Origin of the sequence: Dyadobacter crusticola DSM 16708 (assembly GCF_000701505.1) — a bacterium.
Lineage (GTDB): Bacteria > Bacteroidota > Bacteroidia > Cytophagales > Spirosomataceae > Dyadobacter > Dyadobacter crusticola.
In genome coordinates, this window is the sequence record NZ_JNJB01000005.1 from 321,202 (window position 1) to 332,847 (window position 11,646).

Annotated in this window: 12 protein-coding genes; 4 read left to right on the forward strand and 8 right to left on the reverse strand. The window is 48.2% G+C overall.

Annotated elements, in window-relative coordinates; genetic code table 11:
- Positions 1-284 precede the first annotated feature (284 nt).
- Positions 285-1,940, forward strand: a complete 1,656-nt coding sequence (locus Q369_RS0107595; RefSeq protein WP_169739240.1) for a tail fiber domain-containing protein — start codon at positions 285-287, stop codon at positions 1,938-1,940.
- A 199-nt stretch (positions 1,941-2,139) separates the two neighbouring features.
- Entirely contained in the window at positions 2,140-2,781 is a 642-nt protein-coding gene (locus Q369_RS0107600) for a YceI family protein (RefSeq protein ID WP_031527204.1), read from the forward strand.
- 5 nt (positions 2,782-2,786) lie between these two features.
- Here Q369_RS0107600 and Q369_RS0107605 read toward each other — a convergent pair whose 3' ends face one another.
- The 3 genes from Q369_RS0107605 to Q369_RS0107615 are packed head-to-tail and all read right to left on the reverse strand — an operon-like array spanning position 2,787 to position 5,839.
- A complete protein-coding gene (locus tag Q369_RS0107605; protein WP_229206767.1) occupies positions 2,787-3,578 on the reverse strand; it encodes an SDR family NAD(P)-dependent oxidoreductase in 792 nt (263 codons plus the stop codon).
- Positions 3,575-4,432: an alpha/beta hydrolase gene (locus Q369_RS0107610; RefSeq protein WP_031527206.1), complete on the reverse strand. Its 858-nt coding sequence runs from the start codon at positions 4,430-4,432 to the stop codon at positions 3,575-3,577. Before Q369_RS0107610 ends, Q369_RS0107605 begins: the two co-directional genes overlap by 4 nt.
- Positions 4,433-4,459: 27 nt before the next feature.
- Positions 4,460-5,839, reverse strand: coding sequence for a Gfo/Idh/MocA family protein (locus Q369_RS0107615; protein WP_031527207.1), 1,380 nt, complete (start codon positions 5,837-5,839; stop codon positions 4,460-4,462).
- Between the two features lie 88 nt (positions 5,840-5,927).
- On the opposite strand from Q369_RS0107615, the gene Q369_RS0107620 reads away from it, so the two are divergent.
- Entirely contained in the window at positions 5,928-6,410 is a 483-nt protein-coding gene (locus tag Q369_RS0107620) for a DinB family protein (RefSeq protein WP_031527208.1), read from the forward strand.
- A 3-nt stretch (positions 6,411-6,413) separates the two neighbouring features.
- Here the strand turns inward: Q369_RS0107620 and Q369_RS0107625 are convergent, their stop codons facing one another.
- A complete protein-coding gene (locus tag Q369_RS0107625) occupies positions 6,414-7,052 on the reverse strand; it encodes a 3-keto-disaccharide hydrolase (protein WP_031527209.1) in 639 nt (212 codons plus the stop codon).
- A gap of 231 nt (positions 7,053-7,283) precedes the next feature.
- Here Q369_RS0107625 and Q369_RS0107630 point away from each other — a divergent pair, with 231 nt between their 5' ends.
- Complete coding sequence (locus tag Q369_RS0107630) at positions 7,284-9,689, forward strand: PAS domain-containing sensor histidine kinase (RefSeq protein ID WP_031527210.1); 2,406 nt, start codon at positions 7,284-7,286, stop codon at positions 9,687-9,689.
- 19 nt (positions 9,690-9,708) lie between these two features.
- On the opposite strand, the gene Q369_RS0107635 is transcribed toward Q369_RS0107630, so the two are convergent.
- The 4 genes from Q369_RS0107635 to Q369_RS0107650 all read right to left on the reverse strand — a co-directional run bounded on the left by Q369_RS0107635 (position 9,709) and on the right by Q369_RS0107650 (position 11,601).
- Complete coding sequence (locus Q369_RS0107635; protein WP_031527211.1) at positions 9,709-9,999, reverse strand: GNAT family N-acetyltransferase; 291 nt, start codon at positions 9,997-9,999, stop codon at positions 9,709-9,711.
- A gap of 9 nt (positions 10,000-10,008) precedes the next feature.
- A complete protein-coding gene (locus tag Q369_RS0107640; RefSeq protein WP_031527212.1) occupies positions 10,009-10,926 on the reverse strand; it encodes a sugar phosphate isomerase/epimerase family protein in 918 nt (305 codons plus the stop codon).
- Between the two features lie 117 nt (positions 10,927-11,043).
- Positions 11,044-11,379, reverse strand: a complete 336-nt coding sequence (locus Q369_RS29850; RefSeq protein ID WP_031527213.1) for a type II toxin-antitoxin system PemK/MazF family toxin — start codon at positions 11,377-11,379, stop codon at positions 11,044-11,046.
- Positions 11,380-11,601 (reverse strand): hypothetical protein, encoded by a 222-nt coding sequence (locus tag Q369_RS0107650; protein ID WP_157488098.1) that lies wholly within the window; start codon positions 11,599-11,601, stop codon positions 11,380-11,382.
- Positions 11,602-11,646 lie beyond the last annotated feature (45 nt).

Below are 11,646 nucleotides of genomic sequence, written 5' to 3' on the forward strand. Positions count from 1 at the left end.
AGATATGAAATTATTCACATAAACAAGGATTCCAGCAATCTGACTATGTTTTCTTTGAAAATAACCACGGGTTACTAATCTCACTTAAGACAGTTTGGTGATATTTCAATTTAAAAATGGAGAATAGAAATAAGCGCTAAAAATCCTGGAAAAAATCCGCTCGCTCAGCAGCACTTACCGGCAGGTAATGGATTTGGCAGCCACGTTTGTCGCCCATTTACTTTGAAGGATATACATCTGCGCCCCTCACTAAGGCAGATTTCCCATCTCAAAAGAAAATGAATATGAAATCTACGTTTATTATTGTTCTGATCTGCTGCCTGCCCTTCTTCACGCAAGCCCAGTCTGCCCGGGACTTCTTCACTTTTCAGGGCGTCGCGAGAACAGCTGACGGGAAAGTTGCGGCTAATCAGAATATCTCATTGCGGTTTGGAATACATCCATTATTCAGTCCAAATATCTATCAGGAAGAGCATACCAGTCTGACGAATGAACAAGGTGTTTTCACAGTAATGGTAGGGTCTGGCAATGTGATTAGCGGCACTTTCTCGAATATAGATTGGGAGTCTGGCTATTACTTCTTGCATATTGAAATGGATGTCAACGGCGGAAGCAACTATATCAGCGTGGGTTCTACACAATTAGTTAGTGTGCCGTATGCCATTCATGCCAAGCAAACCGATCGCTGGAAAAACAATGAGCCCATTGTCCAGACTGGTTTTTTCGACTTTGGTCAGCCAATCAGCGACCAGCCCGCCGGAACCCGTCTCATCTGGTATCCTAAAAAGGCAGCTTTTCGAGCAGGATATATAAACAGCAATGCCTGGAACAACAATAACATAGGTCAACACACTGCGGCCTTCGGATTTGATACAAAAGCTTCCGGGATGTACGCATTCGCCAGCGGAAATGCAACTGCGGCACTTGGCGCAAGTGCTTTTGCTGGCGGAGACAGATCAATAGCCTCTGCAAACTCGGCTACCGCATTAGGTTCAGAAACGAAAGCCCAGTCAGCCTACGCCACCAGCTTAGGCAGAGAAACAGTTGCCAAAGGTATAGCATCGACCGCGCTCGGAATTCAGAGTACCGCCCATGGTGTTGGATCACTATCGACTGGATATTTGTCCAGTGCAGAGGGAAACATGTCTTTCACGGCAGGTGAAGGTACTTATGCCAAAGCATTTGCCTCTGCGACCTTCGGAGCTTACAATAATGTGCAGGACAATCCTTTGGGCCCCGCTATTTCTGATCGCAAAAGTTCGGACCGCATTTTTCAAATAGGGAACGGCTCCGGCCCGACGGATCTGTCGAATGCATTTACAATGCTGCGGAACGGAAATATCGGCCTGGGGAAAAACGCGCTTCTTCCGGATTTCATCCTCGACATCGATGGTCGGCCGCGCATTCGTCACAACGGAGAGACCGCAGGCATTTACTTCAGCAATACACAAAACCAACCAAATGCTTTCGTTGGAATGAAAAACAACGATGAAGTTGGCTTTTATATCGGAAATGCCTGGCGCTTTTGGGTAGACAACATTGGGAACGCAATGGTCGCGTCGGGAGTACTTCAAAGCTCTGACCGACGCCTGAAAAGGAATTTTACCGGGCTCAGCAACAGCCTTGCGAACATAAACAACTTAAAGGGATACCATTTTTACTGGAAAGACAAGCATCTTGATCAAGCTTTGCAAACTGGCGTAATCGCTCAGGAAATTGAAAAGATCTTTCCGGAATTGGTTAAAACAGATGACTCAGGTTTCAAATCTGTTAATTACACAGGCTTAATCCCGCATTTGATAGAAGCCATTAAAGAACTAAATACCAAAAACCAGGAACTAGAACAGGCGCTTTCAAGATTGAAGAGCCTGGAAGCAAGTGTAAACCAGCTCTTAAAAAATCAACAAATCACCACGCCTGTGGGCAAAGAGGCGCGTTAAATATCTCTAAACTATCGAGCGTAGTCCAGCCGGCAAGATCGTCTTCGCCGGCTTTTTCATGTTTGAACAACTGAACATACCGCCGATTCGTGTAAATCCGTTTCTCGTAGGTTTTACTCCGCTTCGCGTAGGCTCTCCGCTGACCATTACAGGTAATTTTGCCAGAGTAAATCTTAACAGCCAATCAAATCAATCAGCCATGAAAACAATCAGTTCCATTTTTAAAGCCAGGCAGTTTCTTACACTTACCATCGCGGCAGGCCTGCTTTTTAGTTGCACAGATCACGAAGTAGCGCAATCTGAATTCCAGCTAGACAGCTCGTCGGTCGCAGAATGGAAAGGTTACCTGAAAACAGGCTTCTTCAACGAAGGGTCTATTGCCGTGAAAAGTGAAAGCTTCATGATTGCAGAAGGACAGGTTAAGAGCGGATCATTTGTTATTCCGGTTTCTTCCATCGTCAACTTCAACCAGCCCACCGAGGAGCTCCGCCATGCATTGGTACACCACCTCCAAAGTCCCGATTTCTTCAATATGGTACTGCACCCCGAGGTGAAGTTCGACATTACCAGTGTGGAACCCTTTACGGGATCGGGAGAAGGGACCATCGGTGGCGCCAATTACAAAGTACATGGCAACCTCACGATCCTGGGCAATGCACACCCATTCTCGTTTCCCGCCAAAATTGAAGTAAGTGGCGATGCATTGAAACTAGAAGCCTTTGCTCCTTTCGACAGAACGATCTGGGGAATGAACTACGCCACCGAGCCTGGCCTGCCGGATGAAGCTTCGATCAGGCCGGTGATTGATGTTCATTTAAAAATTTCCGGGCACAGGAAATAGCATTGTCATCGGGCTGTCCAGCCGCCATCTGCTGTCAGCACTGATCCGACCATGTAGCTGGATGCTTCGCTGGCCAGGAAAATGGCAGCGCCCTGTATTTCTTTCAGCTGCGCCCACCTGTGCAGCGCAGTGGAGCCGAGGATAATCTCCTTGGCTTCTTCACTATCAGCAATGGGGATATTCATCTCAGTCAAAAATGGACCTGGACAAATCGCATTGACGCGAATGCCAAAAGGCGCAAGTTCAAGCGCCAGGGCGCGCGTCATTTGTACTACTGCACCTTTGCTGGCGGTGTAAGGTGTCCGGTTCGCCAGTCCTACCAGGCCAAGCGTACTCGCCAGATTGATGATCCTGCCGCTCTTTTGCGCTTTCATAATCGGACTTACCGCCCGCGAAGACAGCCAGGTTCCATTTACATTCACTTCCATGACCTTGTTGAAGTCAGCAGGCGAAATCTCGTCGATCGGCCCACGGATGTTAATGCCGGCGCTGTTGATCAAAATGTCGATCTTGCCGAAATGGTCCATTGTAAATTGCGCCATTGCCTCTGTATCAGCCTGGCTGGTGATATCTCCCGCGTAAGAAAGTACGCGCGTTTCGAATGCAATGCAAAGTTCAGCCGCACTCCGCTCACCTTCCATTGCATTGCGGTTCACCAGCACAATATCAGCACCCGCTGACGCCAGCCCGGCCGCCATCGCAAAGCCCAAACCTTTCGATCCGCCAGTTACGATGGCGGTTTTGCCGGTAAGATCAAACTGTTTAATCCCCGGCAAAATATCACGCAGCGTACTCAACGGTGGAAGGATTGCGATACAAATTCAAGCACCGAAGGCAGTGACTCACGCCAGTACTTCCAGTTGTGCGCGCCTTCTCTGACGCGGAACTCGTGTGGTACCTCTTTTTTTCGCATCGCAATGTGCACCAATGCATTGCCTTCATATAAAAAGTCATCATCCCCGCAATCGATATACCACTTCACAGCCTTTTTCTGATCCTCAGGAATGTTATTGATCAGCGCCAATGCACTGTGCCTTTCGTAATACCGGGCGACGGTTGAATCAGCGATATCCGGATTAGTGCGTACCAGGTTCTTCCGCGCATCTTCCATCGTGATCGGACCAGTGGAAGCACTTAGCGGGCAGGCTGCCACAAACAGCTCCGGATGATGCAATGCATACATGAATGTACCGCCGCCGCCCATTGACAGCCCGGCAACTGCACGAAACTCTTTCTCAGCTTTCACGCGGTACTTTTTCTCGATAAACGGAATGAGCTCCTTGAAAAAGTAATCCTCATAAGGCCAGTCACCTTTTACATCGTTGAAGTAACCGCGTCTGCCGGTATTCGCATCCGGCATCACGATAATCATCGGCGCGGAAGTGCCGTCGGCAATCGCCTTATCGGCAATGTGCTGGGCCATACCAAACTGCACCCAGCCGGTTTGGTCGTCGCCCGCCCCGTGAAGCAGGTACAACACAGGATAGCTCCGCTCCGAGGTGGCATAATCCGGCGGCAGGTAAATGGCGAACTTGCGCGCGGATTTCAGCAGCTTTGATGGAAGAGAAAGTTGGTCGAAAACCTTACTGGTCTGAGCAGTGACCAGCCTTGAACTCAATAACAAAAGGAACAAAAAGCGAGAAAACTTCATGGATTCAGGACAAAGTGATTTTGATAACTACTTCTTTCTAAGCTTCATAGCAATGGGATCCCACTTAATGATCTCCTTGCTAAAATAGCTTTCATTACAAGCGAGCACCGGCGCTGCTGCGCGGAATGCAAAAACCGGATCTTCAATCGTTCCAGTGCTGCCCTTTTTGATATTCTCGAAAAAATCCTTGAAATGGTCTGCGTGCGCATCTTCCTTGTCCGGCGCATTGAAACGTACTTCCTTCACGGGATCTGCCTTGCGGGTTTCTTCCGGATATTGCGCATCGTATTGTTTCTTAAACTCTTTCTGCTCACTTTCTGAAAAAGTATTATAGCTGTCGTATCCACCAAATCCGGGCGCTTTCGGCAATTTCTTTTTAGTCAGAATGAGGTTATTTTCGGTGAACTCGATCTGGCCCTCGGTACCGATAATGCGGGTGTTATTAGCTATGGCGCCTGCATTGGCGAAGTTGACCCGGAGCACCATCTGAAAGTTGGCATGTACGTCCGTTTTGGGATAATCAAGAATGGAAACCAGCACATCCGGCACGTCCCGCCCATCTTTCCAGTAGCTCAGCTCGCCGGAAGAAAATATCCTTTCGGGACCATTTGAACCTGTTACGAAATGAACGCCGGTGATCAAATGTACAAAAAGGTCGCCTGCTACACCGGTACCATAGTCACGGTAATTTCTCCACCTGAAAAACCGCTTCGGATCAAAAGGCACCTTCGGCGCATCGCCCAGGTAAGTGTCCCAATCTACTGTTTTCACCGAAGCGTCAGTCGGTATGGAGTAGTTCCACGCACCGATCGAATTGAAGCGGTCATTATTGGACTCAACATAATTGATCTCCCCTATCTCACCTGCCTGAAAAAGCCTTTTTGCTTCCTTAAACGACGAAGAGCTGATCCGCTGGCTTCCTACCTGCATGGTCTTGCCCGATTTCTTCCAGGCATCGATGACCGATAATCCCTCGTTGATATGATGCACCATGGGTTTTTCACAATAAACGTGTTTGCCAGCCGCGAGAGAAGCTTTTGTAATATGGTCATGCCAATGGTCGGGGGTAACTACCAGCACAGCGTCGATGTCTTTTTTGTCAAGAATTTCACGGTAGTCACGTGTTGTGAAAATATCTTTTCCGTAGAGTTCTTTAACCCTGGTCAGCCTGCCGTCGTACAGATCGGCCGCTGCCACAAACTCGGCGCCCGTTCCGCTACGCTGTGCAGCTTTGGTATCACTATGCCCCTGAATCCCCATTCCGATTGTAGCAAAGCGGATTTTATCGTTGGGACTAATTTTTTTCAGGTCTTTGATAATGTTAAATGGCTTGGCCACCGACTCTCCGGCGATCAGCACAGAGGCGGCAGACATTTTTTTAAGGAACTTCCGGCGGGCAGGATTCATTGTGAGTTCAGTAAAAAGGTGAAAGGATGTTTTTTGCTAAAATAAACAATTAATGCTTTGTACAAACTGAGGTAACTAACGAAGACTGATGGAAAAAGACGAACGAAAAAAGCTGGTCGCCGAGCTTCAATCCCTGATACAAAATGGCAATGCACACGTGACACTTTGGGATGCGGTGGCCGACTTACCAGCCGAATTACGCGGGGTAACACCTGAAAATCTGCCTTACAGTATCTGGCAGCTGGTGGAGCACCTCCGCATTGCACAAAAAGACATTCTTGATTTCTCTGCGTCTGACGATTACCAGGAAATTGAATGGCCGAAAGACTACTGGACTGAACCGCTGGATACTGTAAGCGACGAGCAATGGAATACCGCATTGGAACAGATCAAAGCGGATCAACAGACATTCCTGGACTTACTTCATGACGACGGCCGGGATCTGTTTGCCGCATTTCCCTGGGGTACGGGGCAGAATCTGCTTCGGGAAGCAATGCTGATCGCGGATCATAATGCTTACCACACCGCCGAGATCGTGGTACTCCGAAGGATCCTGAATGCCTGGCATTGAGTTTCAAAGTTCCTCGATCCAGATGTCTTTAAAGTAAACTTTGGCTTTGCCGCCGCCGTGTATCTGCAAACCGATAATCCCTTTTTGCGGAATGGACTTGTCCGGCTCGGTATAATCGACTGTTTGCATTCCGTTCAGGAACAGCTGTATTCGGCCATTCCGGCTGCGCACTTCGTAGTCGTTCCATTCATTTGGTTTCAGGATCTTCTTTATCAGCGCGGAGTCAGGAGCGATCAGCGTTTTGTTACGGCGCGATTCGTCATATAAACTCGCCCAAAACTTATCGCCCAGATCAGCCTGGTAACCTATCATTTCATAATCAGGCTCTTTGGCCCGTACACTGTGGAACTGAACACCTGAATTGATGAAGCCTTCGTTGCCCGTCAGCTTGAACTTAACTTTGAGATCGAAGTTGCCATAAGGCTTTTTGGTACACAAAAACTCATTGTGTGGTACCGTTTCGGCAAGTGAGCCGCCCGTAATGGCGCCGTCTTCTATCTTCCAGGTTTTGACGGTATCTCCTTCCCAGCCATTGAATGTGCTTCCGTCAAAAAGCGATACTGGTTTCTTTTCAGGTGCGATCATGCAGCCTACGAAAAGAAGTGCAGCAGCAGCAAGCGGGTATAATGCTCTTTTTAACATAGCAACGTGATTTTTTTCGGTTTTTGAAATCCACAAATGTAAAAGCCACGTACACTTAGGCTATACTATCACGATATTGCAGAAGTGTAATCGCGTTTTAGTGCAGGTGGTTGCAGACCTTGAATAAATTCTGTTCGCAACCAACTTGACTGCATTTACCCAGTTTGTATTTTTACCAAAAGTAAGATTGCTCCTGAGCGGCAACACTGCATTTTTAGCATTTGAATTCCTATGATTGACACCTTTAACAGCCAAACAAACGATCTGTTGGTTGCTGCAGAACGTTTTGAACTTGTTGCAAAGGCTACCCACGACGTAATCTGGGATTGGGACCTGGAAAATAACACGGTTTGGTGGAATGAAGGAATGGCCCAGATCTTCGGGCACACTCCTGAAAGTCTGGAAAGCGGCTCCGACTCCTGGTATAAAAACATTCACCCGGAGGATCAGGAAAGGATTGTAAAAAGAATTAACGAGGTTATCGAAAACGGCGGGTCCAAATGGTCCGACTATTACCGGTTCAGGAAAGCAGACGGCACCTATGCCCACGTGCACGACCGGGCTTATACTATTCAGAAAAACGGTAAGGCAGTTCGGATGGTAGGCTCCATGATGGACATTACCGAGCAGCTCAGACTGGAAGATGCGCGACGGGAAAGTGAAGAAAGCTTGAAGTTCGCTTTGGACGCAGCGGACCTGGGAACATGGAATTTTGACCCGGTAAGCCAGAGGATCGTAGCAAATGAGCGCTGTAAGGAGCTTTACGGAAGTCCGGACGATGAAGAATTCGAATCAGGCCAGATCTTTAAATACATTCACCCCGACGATTTGCCGACAGTCATGGAAGCGGTAGGCGCCGCTTTGGACCCGCAGATACGCGCACCTTACGAAGTACGCTACCGTACAATCGGCGCGAAGGATAAAGTATTGCGGTGGCTGCATTGCAGGGGGCAGGCCTATTTTACACCCGAAGGCACCACTTACCGTTTCGCAGGGATAACCAGGGAAATTACAGAAGAAGTAATCAGGCAGGAGAAAATCAGCTGGGCTGACAAACAGGCTGCTATGAGCATTGAAGGCTCCGGCGCCGGCTCCTTCCTGGTTGATCGTGACACGGATGAAATCATCTACTCACCTACTATGGCGCGGATCCTGACCGGCCAGGAAAACAGACAAATTACGAGAAGTCTTTTCATCGATCACGTTCATCCGGAGGATAAGGCTATTCGTGAAGAGGCCTACAAAGTAGCCGCGCAAACGGGCGAGCTAAGGTATGAGGCGCGGTTTATCTGGGTGGATAAGTCCATTCACTGGGTGCGTGTTATCGGACAATATCTATTTGACAGTGAAGGAAAAACTACTGCGCTTTCGGGGATTGTGATGGATATCTCTGACCGGATCAATTCGGAGCTGCGGCTGCGTACGAGCGAGGAGCATCTGCGAACGCTGATCGCCCAGGCGCCCGTGGCAACCACTTTATTTGTCGGCCCGGAATTCATCATTGATTTACCCAACGCGGCAATGCTCAAACTATGGGGCAAAGGAGAGTCTGTCATTGGCAAACCGTTAAGAGAAGCATTGCCGGAACTTAAAGACGAGTCGTTTCTATCCATTCTAGAAAAAATCTATACGACAGGAGAAGCATATTCCGAACAGGGGGCACGCGGCGAAATTATGGTAGACGGTGTTTTGCAGACGTTTTACTACGATTATACCTACAAACCCCTGAGAAACGCAAAAGGTGAAATTTACGCGATACTCGATATGGCGGTAGATGTAACCGAGCAGGTAAAGTCCAGGCAGGCACTGGAAAAAAGTGAGGAAAGATACCGGCAGCTGGCCAGCGAGCTTGAAGGCAGAGTGCAGCAGCGGACAGCAGAACTGAACCAGACGAATGCGGAACTGATCAATTCAAACAACAATTTGCAGCAGTTTGCGTACGCTGCCAGTCACGATATGCAGGAGCCGCTGCGCAAAATCCAGTCTTTCGGATCGCGCCTGCAAATGCTTTATGCGAAGGAACTCGATGAGAATGGAGCATTTATGCTTAACCGCATTCAGGATGCTTCCAAAAGAATGTCCGTGATGATCGACGATTTGCTCGCTTATTCGCGTCTTGCTACCCGCGATTCGGAGCTGACTGCCGTGAACCTTAAAGGAATTGTAAACAACGTGCTGGCGGATCTGGAAATATCCATTCAGGAGCATGAAACCGAGATTATCGTCAATGAAATGCCCGAGGTACACGGCAATGCATTGCAGCTGACCCAGTTGTTGCAAAACCTGATAAGTAATGCGATCAAGTACCGCAAAACCGATGTGCCTTCGCGAATAGAACTGTCGTACAGAGACGCCACGGATGCCGAAATTTCCGCTATTCCGAAAGTACTTGAAGACCATGGTTACATAAGGCTGGAAGTCTCCGACAATGGAATCGGCTTCGACGAAATCCATCTCGACCGTATTTTCCAGATGTTCCAGCGCCTGCATGGCCGCAGCGAATTTTCAGGATCCGGAATTGGGCTTGCTTTGTGTAAAAAGGTTGCCCAGAACCATCACGGCTACATTACCGCAACGAGCACAGTAGGTTTCGGCTCGACTTTCATCGTGTTTTTACCAAAATCATCAGGGATGTAAAGCTGCTTTACCAGCAGCTTTACTTTTTCCAGATATCTTCAAACTGGTCCGGGTGGCGGCGGAATTGCAAATGCACGTACTCGCAGAGCGGCAGGACTTGCAGGCTTTCTTTTCTGGCGTAACTCACCATTTCATCGAACATTTGCTTTGCCATTCCCTTCCCTTCCAGTTCAGGATCGACTTCGGTGTGATAGACGGTAAGTACGGTATCGCTGACGCCAATCACCATTTCTCCGACCTGCTTGCCACCGTCCTCCAAATAGAACGCGCCGCGCTTGCGGGCATCCAGCTTTAATTTTACTTCGCTCATAGTGCCATGTTAAATGCCCTCCGCAACTTTCTTCATTTTAGCCAGGCCAGTTTTCGCTACCAGTAATGCATCCTGTGCGTAGTACCCCTGATTAAACACTTCGAAAGACAGGATCACGGGCTTTTCAGGATTTTTAAGGTTCTTCAATAAATCTTTTAATGGCGCTACGCCGTCTCCGGCATAAATGCGGTCTGCATCTGTGATGGTCTCGCGCGGCGGTGTTGCCGGGTAATCATTGATATGAAAAATCTCGACCAGCGGCTTGCCAACATCCTTTACACTATCCATGCCAGAGCCACCTTTATGCAAATGGTACACGTCCATCAACACTCTTGCAGACGGATGCGCGGCCTCCACGGCCACATACAGCAGCTCACCCACCCTGCTCAGGTTTTTAGAAAAGCCCCAAAGTTCGAGATGGGGCGTTACTCCGGTTTTTTCACCCAGTTCGAGAATGGCGCGGTAACGTTCGGCGACCCTTTTCAGATCGAGCGAGTCGCCGGTTGTGGCTCCCATCGGCGGCGCTGCCACGCGCGGACAACCGATTGCGGCCAACTGCTCCATTTCCATTTTAAGTTGTTCAAGGGCTTTCTCCCGGGTAGTATTATCGTCTACAATCCAGTGTGCAAAGCCGATTGCGTCCTCTACTTTCAAACCTAAATCCTTGATAATCGCGCTGGCTTCCTTCAATGAGCCGCCACCTTTCAGGTAGTCCTGCAAAGTATTGATCCAGATCTCAACAGAACCATAACCCGCCTTCGAAGCTACTTCAAGCTCTTTGCGGAAGCCCAGCTTGTGCCCGCGCAACGTGCTCATATTGAGAGAATAGATAAACGGCTCCTTTTTTGCAGCAGCAGCGGCTTCAACAGGTAAAAGGCTTGTTCCGCTCACAGTCAGGATAGAAGATAATGCTTCTCGGCGATTCATAAAATGTCTTGAATTGGGATAACTGGTTTAGTTGGTAAAGATGCGCGCGGGATTTTTTTACCGCAAGAAGCCTGAATATTCGCCGCTTGTTCGCGGATCTTGAAGACTAGGCGCGTCCTAAGCAAGAGCCAGGTGAATCAACAAGGCCCTGTTCACTTCCTCCATTCTCACCTTTGTAATTGCACCTAATCGTTCACGAATGCGCATCTTATCGATAGTTCTGATCTGATTCGCCTTAATTTTTGAATCGTTTTTCAGACCTCCTTCTGATGACAGAAGTTTAACCTCAAAAGGATAAATCTTTGCAGTACTCGAAGTAATGGGGAGTATGGTAAGTGTCGACCCATACTCATTGTTTATGTCGTTTGAAACAATGAGTACAGGTCGTATTTTGGCAATTTCGCTTCCTATAACGGGATTCAAATCTGCCCAGTAGATTTCGCCGCGCAGCATTTACAAATTTCTCGGATCAGATGGCGCATATTCCAGGCTGATTTCGAGATCCTCCTCTGCTGTGGCCTGATAACCTTCTTTTAGAAGACCGTTTATATCGCTAATTTTCTCACGCGCTATTTTTTCCTTAAGCGCTTCGCCTGCGTACACAGCTCCCTGCTTGTTAGCACGCTGGATATATTCAAAATCTGAATCTGAAATAGTGATCTGTAAAGTTTTCATGTGTGTAGTTTTTTCGAAAATAACCATTATTGCTTTAACAACAAG

Bases quoted from the DNA above. Each gene is read 5' to 3' on its own strand.
- Q369_RS29850 (WP_031527213.1), bottom strand. From the start codon at position 11,379: ATGCTGCGCGGCGAAATCTACTGGGCAGATTTGAATCCCGTTATAGGA.
- Q369_RS0107610 (WP_031527206.1), bottom strand. From the start codon at position 4,432: ATGAAGTTTTCTCGCTTTTTGTTCCTTTTGTTATTGAGTTCAAGGCTG.
- Q369_RS0107630 (WP_031527210.1), top strand. From the start codon at position 7,284: ATGATTGACACCTTTAACAGCCAAACAAACGATCTGTTGGTTGCTGCA.
- Q369_RS0107595 (WP_169739240.1), top strand. From the start codon at position 285: ATGAAATCTACGTTTATTATTGTTCTGATCTGCTGCCTGCCCTTCTTC.
- Q369_RS0107625 (WP_031527209.1), bottom strand. From the start codon at position 7,052: ATGTTAAAAAGAGCATTATACCCGCTTGCTGCTGCTGCACTTCTTTTC.
- Q369_RS0107600 (WP_031527204.1), top strand. From the start codon at position 2,140: ATGAAAACAATCAGTTCCATTTTTAAAGCCAGGCAGTTTCTTACACTT.
- Q369_RS0107640 (WP_031527212.1), bottom strand. From the start codon at position 10,926: ATGAATCGCCGAGAAGCATTATCTTCTATCCTGACTGTGAGCGGAACA.
- Q369_RS0107650 (WP_157488098.1), bottom strand. From the start codon at position 11,601: ATGAAAACTTTACAGATCACTATTTCAGATTCAGATTTTGAATATATC.
- Q369_RS0107635 (WP_031527211.1), bottom strand. From the start codon at position 9,999: ATGAGCGAAGTAAAATTAAAGCTGGATGCCCGCAAGCGCGGCGCGTTC.
- Q369_RS0107620 (WP_031527208.1), top strand. From the start codon at position 5,928: ATGGAAAAAGACGAACGAAAAAAGCTGGTCGCCGAGCTTCAATCCCTG.
- Q369_RS0107615 (WP_031527207.1), bottom strand. From the start codon at position 5,839: ATGAATCCTGCCCGCCGGAAGTTCCTTAAAAAAATGTCTGCCGCCTCT.